The organism is Nocardiopsis metallicus (genome assembly GCF_014201115.1).
Taxonomy (GTDB): domain Bacteria; phylum Actinomycetota; class Actinomycetes; order Streptosporangiales; family Streptosporangiaceae; genus Nocardiopsis; species Nocardiopsis metallicus.
The window spans coordinates 1011573-1035819 of record NZ_JACHDO010000001.1 but is presented as its reverse complement, the minus strand read 5'-3'; the positions used below and the strand labels follow the sequence as shown (position 1 = coordinate 1035819).

The window sequence follows — 24247 nt, the reverse complement described above, 5'->3', positions numbered from 1 at the left end:
CCCAGCCTATGAGGTCAGCTCCAGCATCTCGACCGCCTTGGGTACCACCTCGCACACCAGTCGCGGGGGACCCGTGCGTTCCCCGTCGGCGTAGGCGGTCCCGGCGTCGCCGCGGATGGTGACGACGCGCCCGCGTTCGAAGACGACCTCGTCCAGGCCCAGGTGGCTGCCGTTGAAGACCCGGGGGAACACGCGCAGGAAGCGGCCGATCGGGCCCTCCCTGACGAAGACCACGTCCAGGAGGCCGTCGTCGGGGACGGCCTCGGCGCACACGTGCATGCCGCCGCCGTAGGCGCTGGTGTTGCCGACGGCCACGAGCATGCCGGGTTCGGCGATGCTGCGGTCGTCGATGTCGATCTCGAAGTCGATGGGCTGGAAGGAGCGCAGTTCGGCGATCAGCCCGACCAGGTATCCGGCGCGGCCGACGCTGAAGCGGAAGTTGTTGAACCGCTCGTTGACTCGGGCGTCGAAGCCGCAGGCCAGGACGCTCATGTAGTAGCGCTGGGAGCCGTCGGCCGTGGTCAGGCGGACCACGTCGCTGGGGCGGGTGCGCCCGGCGAGAATCGCCTGGGCGGTCTTGTGGGCCGAGCCGCGGGGGACTCCGAAGGCGCGGGCCACGTCGTTGCCGCTGCCAGCCGGGACCACGGCCAGGGGCACACCGGTGCCCACCACGCCCTGGAGGGCCTGGTGGACCAGGCCGTCGCCGCCGACGGCGACCAGGGCGTCGGGGCGGTCGGCGGCCGCCAGGCGGGCCAGGCGGCGGCTGTCCGCGGCGGAGCGTCCGGTGTAGACGTGCACGCGGGCGCCCGCGGCGCGCAGGGCCTCCTTCAGACGCACCGCGATGACGGCGGCGCGGCGTCGGCCGGAGGCCGGGTTGACCAGAAGGGCGATATGAGGGGGCATGTACCGGTCCTTACCTACCCGGAGCCGGGGTCGAGCTGTCCGGATCCGGGACCAGTGGGGTGTACGGGTCGGGTGAGCGCCCGTACACCCGCGCGCCCGGGTGCGGGCGAGCCGCTTCAGTCGTCCTCGGCCGCGGACTTGTGCTCGGCCTCCTCACGCTGGCGGCGATGGTACTCCTCCATGACCTCCGGCGTGTTCAGCGGGGAGGGCACCCAGGTCGCCTCGACCTCGGTCTCACCACGCTGGATCTTGATCTCCTCCTCGGTGAGGTACTCCTCCGGGATGTCGAACTCGCCGTCGCGGGCGCCCAGGACGAAGGCCTCCCACTCCTCGGGGGTGAAGAAGAGCGTGCCCTTCTCCGGGGACTTGCCGTCGCGCACCGCGCGGAAGCCGTCGTCGAACTCGGCAACCTCGACGATCGCCTCGGAGTCCGGGTTGGACAGGGAGGAGCGCATCCACACCGCGTGCGTGGTGTCGTGCCACTTCTCGTTGCCCATGGCCTCGGGCGGCAGGTCCTTCTTGGTCTCGGTCTGCTCGCTCATCTCTTCTTCCTAGTCCGAGAGATCGGTGGAGGGGGCCCAACTGATGGCTCGGCGGTGTGTCCGGCTGAGTTCCCGGCTGAGGATTCATTCGCCGAAGGACCGTCTCCGGGGCACTCCCCAGCCGAACCCTAGCGTGCCCCCGAAGGTGTTCAGGAGCGCTTGGTCGATTTACCCTCGGAGTCGGATTCCTCCAGCGAGGAGGGGGTGTAGTCGAGGTCGGAGGGCTGGTCGTCCAGTTCGGAGATCTCATCGTCGTCCAGGTCGCCGGCGGGGTCCTTGCGCTTCCTGCGGCGGTCGTTGAGGAAACAGAACAGCTCGGCGATCTCGAAGAGGACCACGAGGGGGACGGCCAGGGCGAGCATGGAGACGGGCTCGGCCGGGGTGAGGACCGCCGCGACCAGGAAGGCGCAGAAGATGATGACGCGGCGCCACTTGGCGATGGCCTCGTGGGAGAGGATGCCGGCGATGTTGAGCAGGACCACCAGCAGCGGCATGACGAAGCCGAGGCCGAACATGCCCATCATGATGAGCATGTAGCTGAGGTACTCGCCGATGGTCAGGTACGGGTCCGCCTCCTCGGGCAGGAAACCGAAGAGCATCTGGAGGGCGAGCGCGGTGATCGTGTACGCCAGGGCCGCGCCGCAGACGAAGAGGATCCCGGCCAGCGGGGCGAAGATGTAGGCGTACCTCTTCTCGCTCTTGTGCAGTGCGGGGGCCACGAAGGCCCACAGCTGGTAGAGCCAGAGGGGCCCGGTGACCAGGGCTCCGGCGAACAGCCAGATCTTGAAGGCGACGAAGAAGGCGTCGAAGGGGCCGGTGACGATGAGGGAGCAGCCTCCGCCCTCGACCACCTGGGAGGCGGGCAGCGAGCAGTAGGGCCGGCTGAGGAAGTCCCAGATCTGGTCGTAGAAGACGAAGCCGACCACGGCCCCCAGGCCGAGGATGAGCATCACCTTGGCCAACCTGTTGCGCAGCTCGCGCAGGTGGTCCATGAGCGGCATCCGGGCGTCCGGGTTCGCCGTTCGACGTGGGGACCTCATCGTGCGGTCACTCTCTTCTCATCCGCTCTCGTCCGGGCCCGGGCCGACGGCGCGAGGCGCCCCAGAGGACGGCCCCGCCGAAAACAGCCGTCCGGCGCGGCACCGGGGGGTACCGCGCCAGTCCACCGGCCAGAACCAGGCGACTACCAGTCAGCTGCTTGGCTCTACTTGTTGTAGGTCTGGTTGGTGGGCTCACCGGACTCGTTGACGATGCGCTGGCCGGGGGGCAGCTGCGGGTAGCCCTGCTGCTGCGCCTGCTGGTTGTCGGCCTGGGGCTGGTTCGGCTGCGCGGCCTGCTGCTGGGGCTGCTGCGGCTGCTGGGCCTGGGACTCGCCCTCGCCCTTGGTCTCGTTGTCGTCGTCGACCAGGCCCTTGCTCTCGGCCTTGAGGATGCGCGCGCTGCGCCCCAGGGAACGGGCCAGGTCCGGGAGCTTCTTGGCTCCGAACAGCAGGATGGCCAGGATCACCAGGATGGCGATGGTAGGTCCGTTGAACGGTCCCATGGTTCTACCTCTCTACGGGGCGCGACCAAGCGCCTCTGATGGTACGCGCATTCATCCGCGGGGCCGTCATGTCCCAGCACCGCCACGGCGGATGCGCTCACGCAGGTCAGCGCTGCTCGCCTGGTACCCGCCCGCCGCACGTGTCACCTCTTCGGACAGCACGGAGGCCTCGCGGCGCGCTCTCACGACGAGGGCGCCGACGAAGTACGCTCCGACACAGAACGCACCGAAAAGGACAGCGAGGGCGATCACGCTTTCACCATATCCCTTTCGGGATGACCTACACCCCACCCCCCGGTGAACAGGTGAGCCTCACTCCGGCGACGAAGTGGTCTCGACCAATTTTCCGGAGGTTTGCCCTGGGCCGTAGTGGTCGAGGGCCCGCTGGGCCTCGGCCCGGACGTCCTTGGCCAGTCCCTCCGGAGACACCAGGCGCCCCTCCCGCCCCAGGGACAGGGCCAGCCTGGCCACCCACGCCGGGGCGGGGGTGCGCAGGGTCGCCCGCACCCCGCCGCCCGGGAGCTCCGCCGTCGACTCGCACACGTAGTCCTCGGTGACCCAGCGCGCGGAGGGCTCCAGGAGCAGGGTCACCAGGGCGTCGCGCTCGGAGCGCTGGAGCACCCCGGCGGACAGGTCGCGGCGGGCCACCCCCTCGGGCACCTCGGCGGCGAAGGGCAGCACGGTCAGTTCCAGGACCCGGTCCAGGCGGAACAGCCGCACGTCCTCACGCAGGTGGCAGTACCCCTCGAGGAAGGTCTGGCCGTCCTGGACCACCAGCCCCATGGGGTCCACGTCGCGCTCGGTCACCTGGTCCAGGTACCCGGACAGGTAGCGCAGGTGCAGGCGCTGCCCGGCTCCCAGGGCGTCGGCGCAGCGCTGCTGGGTCTGAGCCACCTGCTCGTCCACCTCGACCCGCACCTGCACCGCGTCGGCCAGGTCGCTCACGGCTCCGCCGGCGGCGGTGCGCAGCTTCTCCCCCACCCGCTTGAGGGCACCGCCCTCCACGCCCTGCGCCTCGGGCAGCGCCTCCAGCAGGGACAGGCCCACGACCAGGCTGGCCGCCTCGTCCGCGGTCAGCCGCAGCGGCTGGGCCAGGGTGTCGGCGTTGGCGATGATGATCTCGCCGGTCTCCTTGGCCGCGTCCAGGTCCACCTCGATCAGGTCGCCGGGGGTGTAGCCGGGCAGGCCGCACATCCACAGCAGGCTCAGGTCCGAGACCACCTGCTTCTCGCTGAGTCCGAAGTGCCGGGCCACCTCGGGCACCCGCACGTCGCGGCCGAGCGCGTAGGGGACCAGCATGAGCAGCCGGCGCAGCTGATCGGCGGAACGGGGGCCGCGCGCGGGGGTGTGCTCACCCTCCTGCTCCCCGGCGGCCTCCGCGTTCCCCGCGGTCTCGGCGCTCTCGACCACCCCGGTCAGGTGCTCGACCATCGCCGCCCGGGCCTGCTCGGGCTCCACCACCACCGCGCGCGCACCGTACGCGGCCACCTGCCGCACCAGCCCGCTCGTGCTGGTGTAGGGCAGGGTGAGCGTGTCCCAACCGGCGCCGGTGCTGTCCCGCTCCCCCGGGACCACGCGCAGCGCGCGGCGTCGCAGGGCGTGCGCGGAGTCGGTGCGCACCCGCAGGGTCGCGGTCCGCTCGGGCACGGCGCTGTGCCGGGAGGCGACCGAACGCAGGTCCACGCCCTCGGGCACGACCACGTCCGGGCCGGTGCGCACCACCCGCACCCCGCCCCGGATCCGGCCCAGGCGGAACACCCGGCGGGCGTCGCGCAGCCGGTCGTGGCCGACCACGTACCAGTGGCCCTGCAGGTTGACGATGCCCCAGGGCTCGATCTCCCGGCGCTGGGCCCGGCTCTGCCCGGGCTTGCGGTAGTCGAAGGAGATCGGGCGGCGGTCGCGGATCGCCTGCCAGACGGGGCCGAAGGCGGGTTCGTCGGTGCGCATCGCCGGGGTCAGTCCGGGGGCGGCCTCGGTGTCCACCGGGACCCCGGCCGAGCGGAGCTTGAACAGGGCGTTGGCGGCGGCCTCGCCCAGGGAGGCGTGCCGCCAGGCGCGGGCGGCCAGACCCAGCACGACGGCCTCGTCGGGGAGGAGCTCGATCTCGGGCAGCTCGTAGTCCGAGCGGGAGATCCGGTAGCCCTCCTCGCCGCTGAAGGCGTCTGCGGTACCGACCTGGATGGGGATGCCGCTGTCGCGCAGCTCCCGCTTGTCCCGCTCGAACATGCGCTTGAAGGCGGACTCGGTATCGGCCTCGGCGTAGCCGTGGACGGTCGCGCGGATCTCCTGCGCGGTCAGGTGGCGCCGGGTGGACAACAGGCAGATGACCAGGTTCAGCTGCCGTTCGGTCTTCCTGCGCGACATCGTCCGCACTCCTCTTACCCGCTGTGTTGCCCGCTGTGGTGGGGTCACCGTCTGGTGGTTGGACCGGGCGGGGCCGCCAGGGCGCGTCCTCCCACCTTCGGTTCAGCTCCGACGGTACCGTGCCCAGCATGATCCGGTGGCGCCGTGGTGAAGTCCGTCAGGTCCTGCCCTCCTGGCCCGGGGTCCGTCTGTGCGCGGTCTCGGTACCCGCTGACGGGGAAGGCACAGGAGAGGGTACCGGTAAGAGCTCGGAGGCGTCGGTGACCTGCCGTGCGCTGGCCTACACGGACCTGGTCGGCACCCCCGAGGTCGGCGACACCGTCCTGCTCAACACCGGGGCGCTGGACCTGGGGCTGGGCACCGGCGGATACGCCCTGGTGGTGGCCCTCCCCGATCGGCTTCCCGCGGACCGCCAAGGCCCCGGGCACCTGGTCAAGGCCCGCTACACCCCGCTCCAGGCCACCGTGCTGGGCGCGGACGAGCAGGGTTCGCCGCACCACGAGGCGCTGCGTACGGCCGACGGGATCGACGGGATGCCGGTGGTCGTGGCCGACCTGCACTCCGCGCTGCCCGCCGTGCTGGCGGGGGTGCGCGCCGAACGCCCCGGCACCCGGGTGGTCAACGTGATGCTGGACGGCGGAGCGCTGCCCGCCGCGTTCTCGCGGATCGTGGGGGCGCTGCGCGAGGACGGCCTGCTCACCGGGTGTGTGACGACGGGGCAGGCTTTCGGCGGCGACCTGGAGGCGGTCACCGTGCATTCGGGGCTGCTGGCCGCCCGGCACGTGCTGGGGGCGCAGATCGCGGTGGTGTGCCAGGGGCCGGGCAACCTGGGGACCGGCACCCCGTGGGGGTTCTCGGGGGTGGCCTGCGGCGAGGCGATCAATGCCGCGGCCGTCCTGGGCGGGCGGCCGGTGGCCAGCCTGCGGATCAGTGAGGCGGACGCGCGCGGTCGGCACCGGGGAGTGTCACACCACAGCCTGACCGCCTACGGGCGGGTGGCCCTGGCCCCGGCGGACGTGGTGGTCCCCAGCCTGCCCGGTTTCTTCGGTGAGCGCGTTCGCGACCAGGCCTGGCACCTGGGCGAGCGGCACACGCTCGTGGAGGTGTCGGTGCAGGGCCTGGAGGACGAGGTGCGGTCGCTGCCGGTGAAGGTGTCCACGATGGGGCGCGGGTTGGAGGAGGACCGGGCGGCCTTCCTGAGCGCGGCCGCTGCCGGGCGGCACGCCGCCACCCTCATCGACGGTTGAGGCCGCCGCGGGTGTTGAACCGGCTGTCGAGCTGGTCGCCGTGGCGGCCGCCGAGCTCATCGTCGAACTGGTCGTCGGGTCCGTCATGGATCCGGGCGGCGGGACGGCGGTGTTCGGCGTCGCCGTTGCCGGGGACCGGGGTGCGGCGGGTCGCGGCGAGCATGTGCTCGGAGGGGGCGTCGAAGTAGCGCCCCGGACGGAACATGGCCAGGGAGGTCGGATCGGCGAGCACGCCTTCGTCCACGCGCACCGCCTCGGGCACGAACACGCTGCCGTCCCCGCAGGTGACACCCCACTCGCGGCCCGGCCCGGCGGAGACGATCTGGCCCGGGTCGCCGCCCACGACCTCTTCGGACAGGCTGCCTCCGCACAGGGTGATCCGGGCCCCGCCGAACATCGCGAAGGCACCGGGGTAGGGGGCGGCCAGGGCGCGCACCATCCGGTCCACGTCCCGTCCGGCAGCCGTCAGGTCCAGGCGGCCGTCGCTGGGGCGGCGGCGTGGCCACACGGAGACGTGGCCAGTCTGCGGGCGGCGGGGGGCGCGTTCCTCCAGGAGCGCCTCCAGGTTGCGTACGAGCAGCTCGGACTGCAGGTGCGCGACCCGCTCGTACAGGCCGGTGGCGGTGACGTCGGCGGCCAGGTCGAACCAGATGCGGTCCACGACGTCGCCCGCGTCGGCCTCGCGTTCGAGGTGGAAGAGGGTGACGGCACTGGAGCGCATGTCGCGCAGGATCGTCCAGGGGATGGGCGCGCGGCCGCGGCCGACCGGCAGCGGGGAGGGGTGCAGGCCCACGCCGCCCAAGGGCAGGGAGGACAGGACCTGTTCGTGGACCAGCTGCGACCAGCCCGCGACCACCATGAGGTCGATCCGGTGCGCGCTCAGGGCGTCGCGCACCTCGTCGGTGTTGATGTCGGCGGCTCGCAGGTGGGGCAGGTCGTGACGGCGGGTGATCTCCTCGAAGTCCACGTAGCCGGAGCGGTGCGCCAGTTCGGCCGGATAGGAGACCACCAGGTGCGGCGGACGGCCCTGGGCACAGAGCTCCTCCAGTGCCGGAACCCCCAGGCGCAGACCGGACACATAGCAGTACCGCCGCTGGTCTGGCATGGTTCCCCCTCGCCCAATGCTCACCCTGGGTGACTGACTCTACGCATCCGGCCCCGCTCCCGCGCGCAGGTCCGGGCCCGTCTGCGTGTCAGACCCGACCGTCGGCCAGTTCCGCGCGGCGCTCCTCCAGGGCGTGCTCGTAGTCGCTCAGGGTGAGGGTCGGCAGGGGTGCGAGAGTGAGGGTTAGCGCGTGCCCCTGAGCGCCGCCCCAGCTGGGGCGGCGCTCCAGAAGCTCCTCCTGGGCTCCTGTCACCACGACCAGGGTCAGGTCGCCGGTACCCACCAGCTCCTCGATGGCGCCCAGGAGATCGTCGTGGGCACGATGCAGATCGTCCAAGAGCAGGAGCAGGGTCCGTTCGCGGGCCGCGTGTCTGAGCAGACGTACCAGCGCCGCCAGCCGATCGGGGCAGCTCTCCCCCTTGGCGGGGAGGGGGCCCGGCGGGAGCAGGACGGTGAGCGCCTCCTCGTCGTCCGCGGACAGCTCACCCGCGCACCGGCGCAGTTTCTCGCGGGCCTCGTCCCTGGTGTCGTGCGGGTTCAGGCCGCAGAACTCGGCTAGCAGGCCCGCGATCACGATGTCGGTCGCCCGTGCCCCCAAGGACCTGGGGGAGGGGACCTGGACCGCGAGCACCCGGGTGTCCTCCCCCTTCAGACCGGCACGGTGCTGGAGTTCCACGAGCAGCCGGGTCTTGCCCACGCCCGCGCCGCCGAGCAGGGTGACGAGTTTGGGCGTGTGCCGGTGCTGGACCCAGCGGATCATGCCCTCCAGCAGCTCGAGTTCGTGGTCGCGGTCCACCAGGGCGCCCTCGTGGCACTCCGGGTACTCCCAGCGCGCGGTCAGGACCCGTCGGCACTGGTCCGAACCGGCGACGAGCACCGTGGTGTTGGGCGCGCTGCGGGTGGACTCGTCCACCACGATCTCGTTGCTCCCGGCGGTGGCCAGGAGCTCCTCGCACCTCTCGACGAGCTGGCCCAGGACCATGGTCCGCACGTTGCCGTCGTGCGTCTCGTGCCGGCTGATCACCGCCGCCCCGCTGCACACCGCGGCGTTCAGGGTCAGTGCGCCGACCGGGAAGACCGTGCCCTCGTCTGCGGCGAGGATCTCGCGCAGGTTCAGCAGCATGTGGGAGGCCCGGCCCACGTGGTCGCGGTGTTTCTCCCCGGGCTCGAACAGGGCCAGGACGGTGGTGCCGATCGCGGCTGTGACGTTGCCCCCGTAGCACTCGACGACCTCACGGACGGTGTCGGTCATGTACAGGCGGATCATGTCAGCGCGCTCCGCGTCCAGCAGCTGGCAGTCCGGGTGGACCTTGAGCCGGATCATGACCACGCTGGTCTCGTAGTACCTGCTCATGCTCGGGGTGTCCGCGCTCCGCCCGGGCTCGGCTGTTTCGGGGGCGGGTGCTGCGGTGGCGGGTGTCGTGGCGGGTCCTTCACGGTCCGGGGTCCTGACAGCCGGCTCCTCGGGGGCGGCGGGGCTCAGGCGCACGGGGTCAGAGCAGTCCCAGGTCATGAGCGCGGGGTCGTGGGCGAGGATGGCCTGCTGGATGCCGCGCAGCTCCCTCCCCGGTTCCAGGCCCAGTTCCTCGATGAGCGTGCCGCGCACCCGCTGGTATACATGCAGGGCGTCGGCCTGGCGCCCGCAGCGGTAGAGGGCGAGCATCAGCTGTCCGCTCAGCCGCTCCCGCAGGGGCTCGGTCTCAGAGAGGGTCTCCAGTCCACTCAGGACGGAGTGGTGGTGGCCTCCGCTCAGGGCGGCATCGTAGTAGTCCTCGGCGACGTCCAGGCGGGTGTTCTGGATGCTGGCCAGTTCGGGCCAGAGCATCCCTGCCTCCGCCAGGTCGGCCAGGAGCGGACCGCGCCACAGCGACAGCGCCTCCTTGAGAGCGCGTTCGGCCGACTCCGCCTTCCCGCCTACCAGCAGCGCGCGCCCTTCCCCCGCCAGTCTCTGGAAGCGAAGCAGGTCCACCTGCTCCGTGCCGACGTAGAGGACGTAACCGGGCTCCTGGGTGCGTAGGCGGACCGGATCAGGGTCGGTGGAGCACGTGTCCAGGGTTCGCCGGAGGTTCCACACGGCGTTCTGGATGATCTTGCGGGCCGTCTGGGGCGGGTCCTGTGTCTCCCAGAGCGCCGATATCAGCTCGCTGGTGGGCACCGCCCGGTTCGGGCGTAGGAGCAGGTAGGCCAGGGTGGCCCTCTGTTTGACACCCCTCAGGTCCTGGCTGCGGCCGTCATGCACCATCTCTAGCGGGCCGAGCATCCTGAACTCAACCAAGGCTCACTCCTCATAGCCATTGGGGATCCACATACCTCTCCTGCGCTTCTCTCACGCCCGAAGCGGGGCACCGTGCGTCCACTGACCGTGTGGCAAGGAGTGAACCTCCACCACCGGGAACGATTCCGCACTGTAACGCGATGCACACAAAAGATGGAAATTCACTTCCCGCAGATATCCCCGAACAGACTGCGCCCAAAGGCTACATTCAAAGACACGCATCCAGCGAAGTTCTGGCCGATTCCGGACAGGGCACCCAACCAATATGCCCATCCGGCGCGCAACACCTAACCTGAGAGAGCCACGCTGCGCACGCCTGAACCAAGGAGACGTTCCATGCGATCAGGGAGTGAACAGAATGGAAGTGGGAAGTGACAAACATCCCACCAACGCCCAGACAAATCCATTGACAGCGCGTGCGCCCTGGCATTTTGTTCCACTTTATTGTTTCAGCAATATGACAAACAAAGAGGTCATCACTCATGGCAGGAATTCCCGGAGCACGGTCGGTCCACCACGTCGGACTCACCGTCCCCGCCCTGGAGGAGGCCGTCGACTTCTTCACCGAGGTGCTCGGGGCGGCTGTCGTCTACCGCCTGGACACGGTCGAGGACCCCAAGGGGCAGTGGATCGCCCAGAAGCTCGACGTCCACCCCGACTCCACCGTGCGCCTGGCCCTGCTCCGGCTGGGCCCGACCACCAACCTCGAACTCTTCGAGTACTCCGCCCCGGATCAGAGCAAGCGGGTACCGAAGGCGAGTGACGTGGGCGGCCACCACCTGGCCATCCAGGTCGAGGACATCGACAAGGCCAACGACTACCTGCGCGGCCGCCCGGAGGTCCGCCTCCTCGGCAGTCCCGGCAGCATCGAGGAGGGCCCGCTCGCCGGTGACCGGTGGGTGTACTTCACCACCCCGTGGGGGCTCCAGCTGGAGGTGATCGAGATCCCCGCGGAGATGGCGTCCGCCGAGGGCGAGAGCGCCCGCATGTTCACCTTCGACGGGACGTGGGAGGAGGCCGGCTCCCGAAGCTGAGCCCACCGGGACACGCGAAAGGTGGGGCCGCCCCGCGGGGCGGCCCCACCGCACACATCCTCTGTGGTCAGTACATCTAGCGCGCCACCCTCATCCCCGGCAGTGCGCCCACGTCCTGGCCGACCCACCGCTCGGGGCGCAGCCGGTAGAGGACCTGCCCCTCGGGGGAGGACCAGTTCTCCTCGACGAACCTGCGGCCGCCCTCCTCGCCCATGTAGCGGGTGGCGATCCCCCGGAGCTGCTCCCAGGTGGCGTCCTCACGCTCGGCAGGCCCCTCCACCGAGACGTGCCTCAGGGTCGGCTCCACGCGTTCGACCATCAGTGTGAACCGACCCGCCAGTTCGATCAACCGGGACTTGCGCGACTTCTGGTAGGTGACGATCCACGGGTCGCCGCCCGGTTCGTAGTGGTACCAGATCGGCACGGTGAACGGCCCCGCGTCCCCCTCGCGCCGCACCGCCAGGGTGGCGATGCGCGGTTCGGCCAGGAACTTCTCTCGCTCTCGCACGGGCAACGACACTGCCTCGTCCTCATTCCTCTTCGCGGTGACCCCGGGGGGTCAGAACTGGAACACCTTGGGGTCCCCGTCGCGCAACAGCCGGCACAGCTCGCGCAGTCCCTGCTCCAGTCGGTCGACCTCCGCGTCGGTGATGTACACGGAGGGCTCGAAACGCAGGGTCTGCATGGCGCTCGCGGTGGGGAACACCCGGATGCGGTGCTCACGGAGCAGATACCCCGCCAGGTGGTAACCGAAGAACCCGGAGCGGGCCCTTTCCCTGATCTCCTCGGAGCCGGACTCCGACTGGTCGGCGAACTCCAGCCCGAGGATCAGACCGCGTCCGCGCACCTCGCGCAGGACCTGCGGATAGTCCTCCACGATCAGTTCCAGCATCCGCCGCAGCCGCTCACCCCGCTCGGCAGCCCGGCGGTACACCGCCCCGTCATCGGCCTCCAGGACCTCCAGCACCCGGTTACCCACCAGGCAGGAGAAGGCGTCCTTGGCGAAGGTCGAGCTGTGGACCATCTCGAACGCCTCGCGGTAGCGGTTCTCCCGGACCAGCATCACCCCGGCCTTGGCCACTCCCCCACCCAGGGTCTTGGCCAGCGTGTAGTAGTCGCCCTCCAGCCCGATCTGGGCCGAGGACAGGAACGCGCCGGTACGGCCCATACCGCTCTGGATCTCGTCCACGATGACCGGGCAGTCGATCTCCTGGGAGACCAGGCGGATCTGCTCGGCGAACTCCGCCGTCAGCTCGTGAATACCGCCCTCCCCCTGGACCGGTTCGACGAGCAGGGCGCAGAACAGCGGGAAGGGAACCGCGGTCCGCAGCACCTGACCGTCGACGACGGTCAGGGTGTCCAGCCGGGCGTCCTCGGCGGCGACGGCCGCGCGCAGCGCCCCGGCGTCGTTGGGCGGGACGAACCTGGCTTGTGCGGCCAGGGCACTGAAGGGTGAGCGGTATACCTCGTTGTGGGTGTACTGCACGCTGCCCACCAGCTTGCCGTGGAACCCGCCTTCCAGGGCGAGGAAGAGGGGCCCGGCGGCCAGTCTGGCCGCGTTGTCGGAGCGGACGCCCTCCGCCAGAGCGTCGGCGTCGGTGTGGCCCTCGGGCAGGGTGGCCGCACCGGCGGCGACGGCCGCGCGGGCCGCCTCGATGTCGGTGTCGATCCGCGCGGTCAGGTCGGCCAGGCGCAGCTGCCGGTCGAGCTCGGCGTTCTTGACCGCCGCCTCGATCGCCTCGGCGCCGCTGTTGGTGAAGATGGCGTAGAAGCGCTGCTCGGTGTCGAGCTCCCGGTGCAGGATCCGGTTGAGCGCGTCCGCCAGCTCGTTGGCATAGGGGTGTTTGGAGAACTGGGCGTGCACCGGCACGCCCGAGCTCAGCAGTTCGACGGCGTAGTCGTTGATGTCGGGGTGGTTGTGCCCCAGGAGCAGGGAGCCGTAGCCGCCCACGACGTCCAGGACGGCCACCTCCTCGCCCTGACCGTCCAGGTAGTAGACGGTGTCCTTCTCAGAGCGGACGTATTCGACGTCGAGTCCGGCGGTCGCCAGGACCCCACGCAAGTAGGGTTCGGCGAGTTCGGGTACCGCACGCCCAGAGTTCACTTCTGATTCCTTTCGGTATCCCACAACGCTGGTCGGAGCGTACGAAAACGCGATCCTAACCTGGTAATTGCGGTGTAACAGCGCTCCTCAACTGACTGCTCGAAAGAAAATGACCGGACGGTTGAACTTCCCCGGATAGCTTGATCACCCGCCACAGGGAAGAGGATTTCCAATGAGCAATGAGAAACGCGGACACGCCGTTGTCCTGGGAGCCGGAGTGGCCGGGCTGTTCGCCGCCCGGGTGGTTGCGGAAAGCCACGCGAAGGTGACCCTGATCGACCGGGACGAGCTGTCGGTCCCGGTCTCGGCTCGGCGCGGACTGCCCCAGGCCGGGCACCTGCACGGCCTGCTGGCCCGGGGCCAGCAGATCATGGAGGAGCACTTCCCGGGGATCACTGAGGAGCTGATCGCCGACGGCGCCCAGCACGGCGACGTGGCACGGGACGTGCGCTGGATCATCAACGGCCGCCACCTGCGCCGGGCCGACTCCGGGTTGACCGTCATCACCTGCACCCGGCCCTTCCTCGAACGCCACATCCGGGAGCGGCTCCTGGAGGTGCCCGAGGTCGAACTGTCCCCGAGCACCGACCTCCTACGCCTGGTCACCGCCCCCGACGGGCGTACCGTCACCGGGGTCGTGGTCGAGCGCGGGGGCGTCGAGGAGGAGGTCCCCGCCGACCTGGTGGTGGACGCCACCGGCCGGGGGTCGCGCACCCCGCTGTGGCTGGCGGAGCTGGGCTTCGGCCGCCCCGAGGAGGAGAAGCACAAGATCGGCCTCGGGTACACCACGCGCTTCTACCGCACCTCCCACGAGGCCTTCGAGGGGGACATCTCGATCAACACGGTGGCCTCCGCGGGCATCCCCCGGGGCACGATCTGCCAGAAGGTGGACGGCGGCCGCACGATCGTGACGGCGTACGGCATCCTGGGCGACCACGCCGCCACCACCCCCGACGGGTTCATGGAGTTCATCGGCTCCCTGGCGGCACCGGACATCCAGCGGGTGCTCGAACGCTCCGAGCCGATCACCGACCCGGTCCAGTACCGTTTCCCCACCAACCTGCGCCGCCACTATGAGCGGCTGACCGACTTCCCCGAGGGTCTGCTGGTCATCGGGGACGCGGTGTGCAGCTTCAACCCCAGCTACGCCCAGGGCATGACGGTCGCCGCGATGAGCTCGCTGGTCCTGCGCCGCCACCTGGCCCAGGAAGTGCGCCCGGCGCCAACCTCCTACTTCAAGAGCCTGGCGGAGGAGGCCGTCGACGGAGTCTGGCAGATGGCGGTCGGCGCCGACCTCAGCTTCCCCGAAGTGGAGGGGGTGCGCGACGAGGCCGTGCTGCGGGCCCACGAACACGTCACCCGGGTCCAGCACGCGGCCGCGCTCAGCGGTGAGGTGGCCGCCCGCTACGCGCGGGTGATCGGGCTGGTCGACCCGCCCTCGGCCCTGGGCGACCCGGAGTTCCTGGAGCTGTTGGACCGGGTGGAGGCCGCCGGGGCCAAGGGCACCGAGACCGCCGAGGTCGAAGGAGCGCGACGATGACCCGCCTCCGCGTCGGCGCGAGCGGCGGGCTCAGCTTCGACACCTACGTCGAGGGCCCCGAGAACGGCCCGACCGTCCTGCTGCTGCACGGGTTCCCGCACCACCACCGGTCCTGGGACGACGTGGTCCCCGAGCTGGTCCGCGCCGGGGTCCGCACCGTCACCTTCGACCAGCGCGGCTACGGCGACGGGGCCCGGCCCCGGGACGTCTCCGCCTACGCTCTGCCGCTGCTGGCCGCGGACGCGCTGGAGGTGCTCGACGCCCTGGGCGCGGACTCCGCGCACGTGGTGGGGCACGACTGGGGGGCCGCGGTCGCCTGGTACCTGGCGGCCCGCCACCCCGACCGGGTACGCAGCCTGACCGCGGTGGCCATCCCCCACCTGGATGCCTACCAGGACGCCTACCGGGACGACCCCGAACAGCGCGCCGGGTCGAAGTACGTCGAGTTCCTCATGGCGAAGGACACCGCGGACGTGTTCCTGGCCGACGACGGCGCCCAACTGCAGGCCTGGTTCCGGCAGGCGGGCGACGTGCTCACCGAGGAGCAGATCTCCCGCTACGTCACCTGGCACTCGCGGCCCGGTGTGCTCGACGCCGCACTGAACTGGTACCGGGCCAACAACCTCCTCGGAGAACGGTTCGACCTGGGGCCGGTCGCGGTTCCCAGCACACTGGTGTGGAGCCGGACCGACCCGGCGGTGAGCACCACGGCGGCCGAACGGACCGCGGAGTACGTGACCGGCCCCTACCGGCTGGTCACTCTGGAGAAGACCTCGCACTGGCAGCCTCAACAGGCTCCCGGAACGGTGAGCGAGGAGATCCTGGGACGCGTCCGCGGGTGAGTTCGGGCGTGCGCGGGACGCGGGACGTCCCCGCCGCACGCGGGGCCCTCTCCCACAAGGCCCTGCGGTAGTCGGTGGGGGTCGTCCCGCGCATGCGTTTGAAGGCGACGCTCAGCGCGAAGGCGCTGGAGTAGCCCACCCGGTGGGCGATGCTCTCCACGGTGGTCTCACCCTCGCGCAGGTACTCGGCGGCACGGGTGATGCGCCACTCGGTCAGGTAGGACATCGGCGGTTCACCGACGAGCGTGTTGAAGCGCCGGGCCAGGGAGGCGCGCGAGACACCGCAGCGTTCGGCCAGGGAGGCAACTGTCCACGGCTGCGCGGGCCGCTCGTGCATCAGGCGCAGCGCACTGCCGACGACCGGGTCGGCCATCGCGGGATACCAGCTGGGTGCCCGGGTCTCGGGGCGGTCGAACCAGTGCCGCAGGGTGGAGATCAGCACCAGGTCCAGGAGGCGGTCGAGCACGACCTGCTGGCCGGGCCGTTCCTTGAGGGTCTCCTCCACCACCAGGCCCATCGCAGCGCACCGGTACTCGGTGGCCGGAACGACGAACGCGCGGGGCAGGACCGAGAGCAGGCGCCGGCTGACCTCGCCCGCCACGTCGTAGGAGCCGCTGAGCAGCAGGTCGGGGCCGTCCGGGCTGACTCCGCACACCCGCAGCCCCAGGGCGAGTTCGGCGCGGACCGGTGTGCCGTCGGGGGTGGTGCACACGTCCGCCTCGCTGATCACGTACTGCGGCACGGTGTCGGGCTGGTCGGCCACGGTGTGCGGACCGGGGCCCTGCACGATGGCGATGTCACCGCTGTCCAGCCGCAGCGGTTCGCCGCCCTCCGGGAGCAGCCAGCCGCTCCCCCGGACCATGGTGACCACCGTCAGGGCCGTGGGGTGGGAGAAGAGCAGGGACCAGGGTGGGCTCAACAGGGTCTGGCTGAACAGGGAACCGCGGGCCCTGACCCCGTCGAGGAGATCCGCTAGAGCGTCCATAACTTCAATGTAGACGATGGAACATCGGAGTGAGCCTCCCAACCATGGAGAGTCTCATAACCCGGGTGTTGACTCTGTGTCATGACTCAGAACACGACTCTCGGTACCGTGCTGGTCACGGGAAGCTCCGGCACGACCGGCCGCCGGTTGACCGAACTGCTCCGTCAGGGCGGCCACGACGTGCGCGCCGCCTCCCGCACCTCCGAGCACCGCTTCGACTGGCTCGACCGCAGCACCTGGGAGCCGACCCTGAAGGGGGTCGACGCCCTCTACCTGCTCCCCTACGACCCCGAACCGCTCACTGCCGACTTCGTGCGCGCCGCCGTCGACCTCGGCGTGCGCCGGATCGTCCTGCTCTCGGGGCGCGGCGTGGACGTGCCCGGCTACGGGGGCGAGGGGAACGAGGCGGTCGCCCACCACCTGGCCGGTGAGGAGGCGGTGCGCACCAGCGGCGCGGAGTGGACCATCCTGCGGCCGGGCTGGTTCGCCCAGAACCTCAGCGTGGGCTTTCTGCGCGAGGACGTCGTCGCGGGGGAGCTCCGGCTGGCCGACGGCGACGTGCCGGTGGCCTTCGTGGACGCCGAGGACATCAGTGCCGTGGCCGCCGAGGCCCTCACCGGGTCGGGCCACTCCGGTCAGGTCTACGAGCTGACCGGTCCGCGCGCCCTGACCCTGGACGAGGTGGCCGAGGCGATCTCCGCCGGAACCGGCCGGAGCGTGCGCCACGTGCGGCTGACACCCGAGGAGTTCGTCGCGGAGAAGGTCACCCAGGGGATGTCCGAGGAAGACGCCCGGGGTTACGAGGCCGTGCTCTCCCCCATCCGGCTGGGGCTGGACTCGCACGTGTCCGACGGCGTCCGGCTCGCGCTGGGCAGGCCTCCGCGCCCGTTCTCCGCGTTCGTCGAGGACGCCGAGGCCTCCGGGGCCTGGAACCGCTGACACCGCTGACCAAGGCGGCGGCCCGGGAACGCCCCGGACCGCCGTGTACCGATGAGGAAGGACACCATGGAACCGTCCGCCGTCCCGGCGCGCGACACCCGGCCCCCGCGGGCCGGGGCGCGGGAGTGGATCGGGCTGGCAGTCCTGGCGCTGCCCACCACGCTCCTGACGCTGGACATCACCGTGCTCAACCTGGCGGTCCCACACCTGAGCGCCGACCTGGAGCCGAGCAGTACCCAGATGCTGTGGATCATCGACGCCTACGGCTTCATGATCGCGGCGTTCCTGGTCACCATGGGTTCCCTGGGTGACCGGATCGGCCGCAGGCGGTTGCTGATGATCGGTGCCGCCGGGTTCGCCGCGGCCTCCCTGGTCGCGGCCTACGCGACCAGCCCCGCGATGCTCATCGCGGCCCGGGCGGCCCTGGGGATCGCCGGGGCGACCCTGATGCCCTCCACGCTGGCACTGATCAGCAACATGTTCCGCGACCCCGGCCAGCGGGGCACGGCCATCGGGGTCTGGGCGACCTGCTTCTCGGTGGGGGCCGCCTCCGGTCCGCTCGTGGGGGGTCTGCTGCTGGAGTACTTCTGGTGGGGTTCGGTGTTCCTGATGGGGGTGCCGGTGATGGTGCTGCTGCTGGTCACCGCGCCGTTCCTGCTGCCCGAGTACCGGGCCCCCGGCGCCGGTCGCCTCGACATGACCAGCGTGCTGCTGTCACTGGCCGCGATCCTGCTGTTCGTCTACGGGATCAAGGAACTGGCCGCCTACGGCCTGAGCGCGGAGTACCTGGCCGCGCTCGCGGGCGGTCTGCTGCTGGGCGTGGTGTTCGTGCGCAGGCAGCGGCGGCTGGCCGATCCCCTGCTCGACCTGCGGCTGTTCGCCGACCGCGCCTTCGGAGTGGCGCTGACCGTACTGCTGCTGGGGCTGGCCACGCTGGGCGGCCTGTACCTGCTGGTCTCCCAGTACCTGCAGTCCGTACAGGGACTTTCGCCCTTCCAGGCCGGGCTATGGCTGCTCCCCTCGGCCCTGGGAACCGTGGTCTCCTCCCTGACCGCACCGGCCCTGGCCCGCCGGTTCGGGCCCGCGAACGTCCTGGGAACCGCCATGGTGCTGTCCGCGGTGGGCTGTGTCCTGCTGGCCCAGGCGCCGCACGTCGGCCTGCTCGCGGCGATGGCGGGGTTCACGCTCTTCTACGTCGGAACCGGACCGCTGACGGTGCTCGCCACCGACCTGGTGGTGGGGTCCGCGCCGGCGGAGAAGGCCGGGGCCGCCTCCTCGTTGTCGGAGACCAGCATGGAGATCGGCTTCGCGGCGGGGATCGCGCTGCTGGGCAGCCTGGGAGCCGTGTTGTACCGGGCAGGACTGGCCCGGGAGGCTCCCTCGGACGTACCGGCCGAGGCGTTGGAGTCGGCTTCCGTCTCGATCCCGGCCGCCACGGCGGAGGCGGAGCGGCTCTCCCCGGAGGTCGGTGAGGCGCTCCTGGAAGCGGCGCGCCTCGGCTTCACCGACGGCGTGGCGGGCGCGGCCTGGGTGGGCGCCGTCATCACGGCCGTGCTGGGCGTCCTGTCGTTCGCGGTGCTGCGGAGCGTGTCCTCCGGCCAGGTGCCGGAGCCTTCGCAGGACACAACGCCCGTGCGGGACACAGCTCCTTCGAAGAACGGCGTCGAAGAACACACCGGTTCGGAAAACTGACCCTCAACCGATGGGTGGATACGGAAAATGGCTGAAAGAGTGATCACGGTCCTGGGTGCCACGGGCACGACCGGCCGCCGCGTGGCGGAGCGGCTGCGCGCGGAGGGAGTGCCCCACCGCACGGCCTCGCGTTCGAGCTCGACACGGTTCGACTGGACGGACGAGAGCACCTGGAAGGGGGCCGCCACCGACACCCGGGCTCTCTACCTGGTAGCGCCGGAGGACCCCCGTCCCGTGCGCGACTTCGTCCAACTGGCCGTGGCGGAGGGGGTGGAGCGCATCGTGGGCCTCTCGGGCCGGGGCGCCCAGCACTTCGCCACACCCGGGGTGTCCTTCGGAGCGGACATGGTCGCCGCGGAGGAGGCGGTCCGGGAGAGCGGCGTGTCCTGGACGCTCCTGCGGCCGAACAACTTCGACCAGAACTTCGGTGAGGGTCTGTTCCGCGACGCCCTCGCGCAGGGAAGGCTGGGACTGCCCATCGACTCCACCCACGAACCGTTCATCGACGCCCAGGACGTGGCCGACGTCGCGGTGGAACTGCTCCTGCGGGGCGGGTTCGAGGGGCAGACCCTGGAACTGTCCGGGCCCGAGGCGATCAGCTTCGGCGAGGCGGTGAGCACGATGTCCGCGGCGCTGGAACGGGAGATCGCCTTCCAGCCCCTCTCCCGCGGCCGTTACCTGGAGGAGCTACTCGACCAGGGTGTGCCCCACGAGGACGCGCTGGCGCTGATCACCATGTTCGAACTGCTCGGCGCAGGCATCAACACCGAGGTCACCGACGGGGTCGAAAGCGTCCTGGGGCGCGCGCCCCGGGACTTCGAGTCCTATGCCCGGCAGGCCGCCATGGCCTGGCACTGACCGCGACGGGTCCCCTACCGGGTCCTGCGCAGTCCCGCGCACACGCACCGGGCCCCGCCCCACCGGCACGAACGACCGGATGCCTACCCGATGACCGAACGGTGAGAACGGCCTTCCCGCGCCGGACTAGTGTCACCGAGGCACTGTCACGAACAACCCGGCACGACATGCCGGGGCGGCGAGAGGACGGGATTTCGCATGGGAACACTGGACGGCAGGACGGCACTGGTCACCGGTGGGGCGAGGGGCATCGGCCGGGGAATCGCGCTGCGGCTGGCCCGCGACGGCGCCCTGGTCGCGGTGTTCGACCGGGACCCTGCCAAGGAGACGGTCGCGGAGATCGAGGAAGCCGGCGGCCGGGCCTTCGCGATCCAGGGTGAGCTGGGGGTTCCGGGCGACGCCCGGAACCTGTGGTCCGCCTTCGAGGAGCGGATCGGCGAGCACACCGACCGCGAGGGCGTGGACATCCTGGTGAACAACGCCGCGGTGGCCGCGTACGCGCACATCCACGAGGTCAGCGAGGAACTGTACGACCAGGTGTTCGCGGTCAACGCCAAGGCTCCTTTCTTCATCGTCAAGGAAGGCCTGTCACGCCTGCGCGACGGGGGCCGGATCATCAACCTCTCCTCGGGGGTCACCAAGGTGGCCATGCCCGACCTCATCGCCTACTCGGCGGCCAAGGGCTCGATCGACGTGCTGACCCTCACCCTGGCCCAGGAGCTGGGCTCGCGCGGGATCACCGTGAACGCCGTGGCCCCGGGCACCGTGGACACCCCCATCCACCCGTGGATCAAGGACGAGGAGCGGCGGACACTGGCGGCCGGGTACTCGGTGTTCGGACGGCTGGGTCAGCCCGCCGACATCGCCGACGTGGTCGGCTTCCTGGCCTCGGACGACTCCCGTTGGGTGACCGGCCAGGTGATCGACGTCAGTGGCGGGTCCGCCCTGGCCGTCTGAGTGAGACGGTCTCACCAGATCTTCGGGGCGTCGGAACCCCGGACGCCGGGTCCACGGTGCCGGGGTTCCGATGTGCCCGTCCTCCGTGACGGAAAGGCACTCGACCGTGCGTAAAGTTCTGATCGCCAACCGCGGCGAGATCGCCGTGCGCATCGCCCGCGCCTGCCGCGACGCCGGGATCACCAGCGTCGCCGTCTACGCCGAACCCGACCTGCACGCCCTGCACGTCAAGGTCGCCGACCAGGCCCACAGCCTGGGCGGCTCCACCCCGGCCGACTCCTACCTCGACATCGACAAACTCCTGACCATCGCCGCGGAGTCCGGTGCGGACGCCGTGCACCCCGGGTACGGGTTCCTGGCCGAGAACGCCGACTTCGCCCAGGCCGTCATCGACGCCGGGCTCACCTGGATCGGCCCGCCACCAGCGGCGATCACCGCACTCGGCGACAAGGTGCAGGCCCGCCACATCGCGCAGAAGGTCGGCGCCCCCCTGGTCGCGGGCACCCCCGACCCGGTCACCTCCGCCGAGGAGGTCGTGGCCTTCGCCGAGCAGCACGGACTGCCGATCGCGATCAAGGCCGCCTTCGGCGGCGGCGGGCGCGGGCTCAAGGTCGCCCACACCCTGGACCAGGTGCCCGACGCCTACGAGTCGGCGGCACGCGAGGCGGTCACCGCGTTCGGTCGGGGCGAGTGCTTCGTGGAGCGCTACCTGGACAAGCCCCGCCACGTGGAGACCCAGTGCCTGGCCGACTCCCACGGCAACGTCGTGGTGGTCTCCACCCGCGACTGCTCGCTGCAGCGCCGCCACCAGAAACTGGTGGAGGAGGCCCCCGCCCCCTTCCTGTCCGACGATCAGACGCAGCGGCTGTACGCCTCCTCCAAGGCCATCCTCAAGGAGGCGGGCTATGTGGGCGCGGGCACCTGCGAGTTCCTGGTCGGCGTGGACGGCACCATCTCCTTCCTGGAGGTCAACACCCGCCTGCAGGTCGAGCACCCCGTGTCCGAGGAGGTCACCGGGATCGACCTGGTCCGTGAGATGTTCCGCATCGCCGACGGCGAAGCCCTGGGCTACGACGACCCCGCCATCCGCGGACACTCCTTCGAGTTCCGGATCAACGCCGAGGACGCCGGACGCGGCTTCATGCCCGCCCCCGGCACCATCACCTCCTTCACCCTGCCCGGCGGGCCCGGGGTGCGGGTGGACACCGGCTGTGAGGCGGGGTTCACCGTCCCCCAGGCCTTCGACTCGATGGTCGCCAAGCTGATCGTGACCGGCCGCACCCGCACCGAGGCGCTCCAGCGCTCCAAGCGGGCGCTGGCCGAGTTCGAGGTCGGCGGGATGCCCACGGTGATCCCCTTCCACCAGACCGTCGTCGAGGACCCGGCGTTCGCCCCCACCGACCCCGCCCAGCCGTTCGGGGTCTACACCCGGTGGATCGAGACCGAGTTCGACAACCAGATCAAGCCCTGGGCGGGTGAGCCCGGAACCGCCGAGACACCTGAGCGGGAAACCGTGACCGTGGAGGTGGGCGGCAAGCGCATCGACGTGGTCCTGCCCGCCTCCCTGGGCGTGGCGGCGGCCCCCGCTGCCGGGAACAGCGGTGGGAAGAAGAAGCGCGCCGCCCGTAAGAGCGGTGGCGCGGCCTCGGCCAGCGGGGACTCGCTGGTCTCGCCGATGCAGGGCACCGTGGTCAAGGTCGTGGCCGCCGAGGGCCAGACCGTGGCCGAGGGCGAGACGGTCGTGGTGATCGAGGCGATGAAGATGGAGCAGCCGCTGACCGCGCACCGGGCCGGGACCGTGACCGGGTTGAAGGTCGCCCCGGGCGAGACCGTGGGCAACGGCGCCGTGGTCTGCGACATCAAGGACGCCTGAGAGTATCCCCCGCCGCCAGCCCGAACCCGTACACCCGTAACCCGATGAACGGAGAAGCACGTGCCCAGCCCCGATCGCCCCTCCGCGTGGACACGCGGTTTCCATCCGGCCCATGACGGGGCACCGACGCTGGTCTGCTTCCCATACGCGGGCGGCTCGGCGAGTTTCTTCCATCCGCTGTCGGCGGCCCTGTCCCCGCACACGCGCACCCTGGCCCTGCAGTACCCCGGACGCCAGGAGCGCCACAGCGAACCCGGGATCACGGACCTGGACGAACTGGTCTCCCGAATCAGCGCGGAGCTGCTACCGCTGACCGAACCCGGTCGCTCCCCCGTGGTGTTCTTCGGGCACAGCATGGGCGCCCTGCTCGCCTTCGAGGTGGCCGAGCGCCTGGAGCTGGTCTCGGGTACACCGATCGACCACCTGATCCTGTCCGGTCGGCGACCGCCCTCGCGCGCCTACCCGAGGAACCAGTGGCGGCTCACCGATGACCAGCTCCTCGCCGAGGTCGCGGCCCTACACGGCACCACCAGGGCGGCCCTGGACGATCCGGACCTGCGGGCGATGTTCCTGCCCGCACTGCGGGCGGACTACACCGCGCTGGCCGGGCACACGCCGTCCCCGAACGCGGTGGTCGGCTGTCCCCTCACCGTCCTCACCGGTGACCGGGACCCGCTGTTCCCGGTGGAGGACGCCGGGTCCTGGGCCGAGCACACCGGAGCCGGAGCCGAGGTTCACGTCCTGCCCGGCGGGCACTTCTACCTGACCGAACACGCGAACGAGGTCACCCGCCTGATCGCCGATCGCGTCCCCCGGCTACCCGTGCCCTGAACCCTGCCGTGGGCCCCGCCCACCCCTTCGGTCCGCCGTACCGCGTCCGCGGCACGGCGGGCCTCGCCATGCGGCGGACGCGCGCCCTTCGACACCCGCCCCTCAGCCCCCCGCCGCCCAGGATCCGGGGGCGCGGTAGGTGTTGCGGTGCCCGCGGAACCAGCGCGGACGCTCCGGCGCGGGTCCGGTGTCCCCGCCCGTGGTCCGGGCGGCCTGTGCCAGAGCCACGACCAACGCCGCGATCTCCTCGGCGTCCGGGTCGCCACGCACGATCCTGAGCACCGCGCCTACCTCGCTGTTCACCATTTCAGAAACCTTCCTTTCGCAATTTTGAGAGAAACTCAAAAACGATCTGATTCAAGCCCGATTACCGGACGATTATCGAATAGTTGATTTCATGACCGGGGTCACATCCACGGGACTCCGTGCTGCTCCAGCCAAATTCTCACACCACCCCCAAGCGCCCACAAGCCTAGACAAAACAGGGAACAAGAGACCCACCGAACAGCCATCGAGCCTTCGTGAGAAGCACCGAAAAAAGGCACTTACCAAGCCGTGGACGCACTGTAGAACACTCTCCATGGAAGCGGACGTACCGTCGATTCCAGCTGAT

The 24247-nt window shown here is 70.6% G+C and carries 22 protein-coding genes; 10 read left to right on the top strand and 12 right to left on the bottom strand.

The features are described from left to right. Nucleotides 1-6 precede the first annotated feature (6 nt). The 6 genes from HNR07_RS04295 to HNR07_RS04270 all read right to left on the bottom strand — a co-directional run bounded on the left by HNR07_RS04295 (nucleotide 7) and on the right by HNR07_RS04270 (nucleotide 5352). Nucleotides 7-903, bottom strand: a complete 897-nt coding sequence (locus HNR07_RS04295; protein WP_184362214.1) for a diacylglycerol/lipid kinase family protein — start codon at nucleotides 901-903, stop codon at nucleotides 7-9. A gap of 116 nt (nucleotides 904-1019) precedes the next feature. Continuing rightward, nucleotides 1020-1445 (bottom strand): DUF397 domain-containing protein, encoded by a 426-nt coding sequence (locus tag HNR07_RS04290; protein WP_184362211.1) that lies wholly within the window; start codon nucleotides 1443-1445, stop codon nucleotides 1020-1022. Between the two features lie 149 nt (nucleotides 1446-1594). Then, on the bottom strand, nucleotides 1595-2446 hold the full coding sequence (gene tatC, locus HNR07_RS04285; RefSeq protein WP_184371439.1) for a twin-arginine translocase subunit TatC: 852 nt from the start codon (nucleotides 2444-2446) through the stop codon (nucleotides 1595-1597). 203 nt (nucleotides 2447-2649) lie between these two features. After that, nucleotides 2650-2988, bottom strand: coding sequence for a Sec-independent protein translocase subunit TatA (gene tatA / locus HNR07_RS04280; protein WP_184362208.1), 339 nt, complete (start codon nucleotides 2986-2988; stop codon nucleotides 2650-2652). Between the two features lie 66 nt (nucleotides 2989-3054). Then, nucleotides 3055-3240 (bottom strand): hypothetical protein, encoded by a 186-nt coding sequence (locus tag HNR07_RS04275; RefSeq protein ID WP_184362205.1) that lies wholly within the window; start codon nucleotides 3238-3240, stop codon nucleotides 3055-3057. Between the two features lie 60 nt (nucleotides 3241-3300). Then, nucleotides 3301-5352, bottom strand: coding sequence for a helix-turn-helix transcriptional regulator (locus HNR07_RS04270; RefSeq protein WP_184362201.1), 2052 nt, complete (start codon nucleotides 5350-5352; stop codon nucleotides 3301-3303). Between the two features lie 128 nt (nucleotides 5353-5480). On the opposite strand from HNR07_RS04270, the gene HNR07_RS04265 reads away from it, so the two are divergent. Continuing rightward, a complete protein-coding gene (locus tag HNR07_RS04265) occupies nucleotides 5481-6599 on the top strand; it encodes a DUF3866 family protein (protein WP_184362198.1) in 1119 nt (372 codons plus the stop codon). Here HNR07_RS04265 and HNR07_RS04260 read toward each other — a convergent pair. Continuing rightward, nucleotides 6586-7704 (bottom strand): methionyl-tRNA formyltransferase, encoded by a 1119-nt coding sequence (locus tag HNR07_RS04260; RefSeq protein WP_184362195.1) that lies wholly within the window; start codon nucleotides 7702-7704, stop codon nucleotides 6586-6588. The two genes, HNR07_RS04265 and HNR07_RS04260, sit on opposite strands and share 14 nt — an antisense overlap. Nucleotides 7705-7792: 88 nt before the next feature. Then, the gene (locus HNR07_RS04255) at nucleotides 7793-9979 is read right to left on the bottom strand and encodes a BTAD domain-containing putative transcriptional regulator (RefSeq protein WP_184362191.1); all 2187 of its coding nucleotides are present in this window, start codon (nucleotides 9977-9979) and stop codon (nucleotides 7793-7795) included. A 482-nt stretch (nucleotides 9980-10461) separates the two neighbouring features. Here HNR07_RS04255 and HNR07_RS04250 point away from each other — a divergent pair, with 482 nt between their 5' ends. Further along, the gene (locus tag HNR07_RS04250) at nucleotides 10462-11013 is read left to right on the top strand and encodes a VOC family protein (protein ID WP_184362188.1); all 552 of its coding nucleotides are present in this window, start codon (nucleotides 10462-10464) and stop codon (nucleotides 11011-11013) included. A gap of 76 nt (nucleotides 11014-11089) precedes the next feature. Here the strand turns inward: HNR07_RS04250 and HNR07_RS04245 are convergent, their stop codons facing one another. Continuing rightward, a complete protein-coding gene (locus HNR07_RS04245) occupies nucleotides 11090-11521 on the bottom strand; it encodes a pyridoxamine 5'-phosphate oxidase family protein (protein WP_221318704.1) in 432 nt (143 codons plus the stop codon). A gap of 51 nt (nucleotides 11522-11572) precedes the next feature. After that, the gene (locus HNR07_RS04240; protein WP_312893582.1) at nucleotides 11573-13117 is read right to left on the bottom strand and encodes an aspartate aminotransferase family protein; all 1545 of its coding nucleotides are present in this window, start codon (nucleotides 13115-13117) and stop codon (nucleotides 11573-11575) included. Nucleotides 13118-13289: 172 nt separating this feature from the next. Between HNR07_RS04240 and HNR07_RS04235 the strand changes: the two genes are divergently transcribed. After that, nucleotides 13290-14657: an FAD-dependent oxidoreductase gene (locus tag HNR07_RS04235; protein ID WP_184362182.1), complete on the top strand. Its 1368-nt coding sequence runs from the start codon at nucleotides 13290-13292 to the stop codon at nucleotides 14655-14657. Beyond that, nucleotides 14654-15499: an alpha/beta fold hydrolase gene (locus HNR07_RS04230; protein ID WP_184362179.1), complete on the top strand. Its 846-nt coding sequence runs from the start codon at nucleotides 14654-14656 to the stop codon at nucleotides 15497-15499. Before HNR07_RS04235 ends, HNR07_RS04230 begins: the two co-directional genes overlap by 4 nt. On the opposite strand, the gene HNR07_RS04225 is transcribed toward HNR07_RS04230, so the two are convergent. Then, a complete protein-coding gene (locus HNR07_RS04225) occupies nucleotides 15414-16484 on the bottom strand; it encodes an AraC family transcriptional regulator (RefSeq protein WP_246420077.1) in 1071 nt (356 codons plus the stop codon). The genes HNR07_RS04230 and HNR07_RS04225 overlap by 86 nt on opposite strands. A gap of 81 nt (nucleotides 16485-16565) precedes the next feature. Between HNR07_RS04225 and HNR07_RS04220 the strand changes: the two genes are divergently transcribed. From HNR07_RS04220 to HNR07_RS04195, 6 genes are all read left to right on the top strand, one after another. Next, nucleotides 16566-17423: an NAD(P)H-binding protein gene (locus tag HNR07_RS04220; RefSeq protein WP_184362176.1), complete on the top strand. Its 858-nt coding sequence runs from the start codon at nucleotides 16566-16568 to the stop codon at nucleotides 17421-17423. 66 nt (nucleotides 17424-17489) lie between these two features. After that, nucleotides 17490-19115 (top strand): MFS transporter, encoded by a 1626-nt coding sequence (locus HNR07_RS04215; RefSeq protein WP_246420075.1) that lies wholly within the window; start codon nucleotides 17490-17492, stop codon nucleotides 19113-19115. 27 nt (nucleotides 19116-19142) lie between these two features. Further along, nucleotides 19143-19973 (top strand): NmrA family NAD(P)-binding protein, encoded by an 831-nt coding sequence (locus HNR07_RS04210; protein WP_184362173.1) that lies wholly within the window; start codon nucleotides 19143-19145, stop codon nucleotides 19971-19973. A gap of 198 nt (nucleotides 19974-20171) precedes the next feature. Beyond that, nucleotides 20172-20930 (top strand): SDR family oxidoreductase, encoded by a 759-nt coding sequence (locus HNR07_RS04205; RefSeq protein ID WP_184362170.1) that lies wholly within the window; start codon nucleotides 20172-20174, stop codon nucleotides 20928-20930. 106 nt (nucleotides 20931-21036) lie between these two features. Continuing rightward, the gene (locus HNR07_RS04200) at nucleotides 21037-22803 is read left to right on the top strand and encodes an acetyl/propionyl/methylcrotonyl-CoA carboxylase subunit alpha (RefSeq protein ID WP_184362167.1); all 1767 of its coding nucleotides are present in this window, start codon (nucleotides 21037-21039) and stop codon (nucleotides 22801-22803) included. A 60-nt stretch (nucleotides 22804-22863) separates the two neighbouring features. Beyond that, on the top strand, nucleotides 22864-23634 hold the full coding sequence (locus tag HNR07_RS04195) for a thioesterase II family protein (RefSeq protein WP_184362164.1): 771 nt from the start codon (nucleotides 22864-22866) through the stop codon (nucleotides 23632-23634). Nucleotides 23635-23736: 102 nt separating this feature from the next. Here HNR07_RS04195 and HNR07_RS04190 read toward each other — a convergent pair whose 3' ends face one another. After that, a complete protein-coding gene (locus HNR07_RS04190) occupies nucleotides 23737-23940 on the bottom strand; it encodes an acyl-CoA carboxylase epsilon subunit (protein ID WP_184362161.1) in 204 nt (67 codons plus the stop codon). Nucleotides 23941-24247: the final 307 nt, after the last annotated feature.

Excerpts from the sequence above, each read along its gene's own strand:
- HNR07_RS04295 (WP_184362214.1), bottom strand. The coding sequence starts at position 903 with ATGCCCCCTCATATCGCCCTTCTGGTCAACCCGGCCTCCGGCCGACGC.
- HNR07_RS04290 (WP_184362211.1), bottom strand. The coding sequence starts at position 1,445 with ATGAGCGAGCAGACCGAGACCAAGAAGGACCTGCCGCCCGAGGCCATG.
- tatC (WP_184371439.1), bottom strand. The coding sequence starts at position 2,446 with ATGCCGCTCATGGACCACCTGCGCGAGCTGCGCAACAGGTTGGCCAAG.
- tatA (WP_184362208.1), bottom strand. The coding sequence starts at position 2,988 with ATGGGACCGTTCAACGGACCTACCATCGCCATCCTGGTGATCCTGGCC.
- HNR07_RS04270 (WP_184362201.1), bottom strand. The coding sequence starts at position 5,352 with ATGTCGCGCAGGAAGACCGAACGGCAGCTGAACCTGGTCATCTGCCTG.
- HNR07_RS04265 (WP_184362198.1), top strand. The coding sequence starts at position 5,481 with ATGATCCGGTGGCGCCGTGGTGAAGTCCGTCAGGTCCTGCCCTCCTGG.
- HNR07_RS04260 (WP_184362195.1), bottom strand. The coding sequence starts at position 7,704 with ATGCCAGACCAGCGGCGGTACTGCTATGTGTCCGGTCTGCGCCTGGGG.
- HNR07_RS04250 (WP_184362188.1), top strand. The coding sequence starts at position 10,462 with ATGGCAGGAATTCCCGGAGCACGGTCGGTCCACCACGTCGGACTCACC.
- HNR07_RS04235 (WP_184362182.1), top strand. The coding sequence starts at position 13,290 with ATGAGCAATGAGAAACGCGGACACGCCGTTGTCCTGGGAGCCGGAGTG.
- HNR07_RS04230 (WP_184362179.1), top strand. The coding sequence starts at position 14,654 with ATGACCCGCCTCCGCGTCGGCGCGAGCGGCGGGCTCAGCTTCGACACC.
- HNR07_RS04225 (WP_246420077.1), bottom strand. The coding sequence starts at position 16,484 with ATGGACGCTCTAGCGGATCTCCTCGACGGGGTCAGGGCCCGCGGTTCC.
- HNR07_RS04220 (WP_184362176.1), top strand. The coding sequence starts at position 16,566 with ATGACTCAGAACACGACTCTCGGTACCGTGCTGGTCACGGGAAGCTCC.
- HNR07_RS04215 (WP_246420075.1), top strand. The coding sequence starts at position 17,490 with ATGGAACCGTCCGCCGTCCCGGCGCGCGACACCCGGCCCCCGCGGGCC.
- HNR07_RS04210 (WP_184362173.1), top strand. The coding sequence starts at position 19,143 with ATGGCTGAAAGAGTGATCACGGTCCTGGGTGCCACGGGCACGACCGGC.
- HNR07_RS04205 (WP_184362170.1), top strand. The coding sequence starts at position 20,172 with ATGGGAACACTGGACGGCAGGACGGCACTGGTCACCGGTGGGGCGAGG.
- HNR07_RS04190 (WP_184362161.1), bottom strand. The coding sequence starts at position 23,940 with ATGGTGAACAGCGAGGTAGGCGCGGTGCTCAGGATCGTGCGTGGCGAC.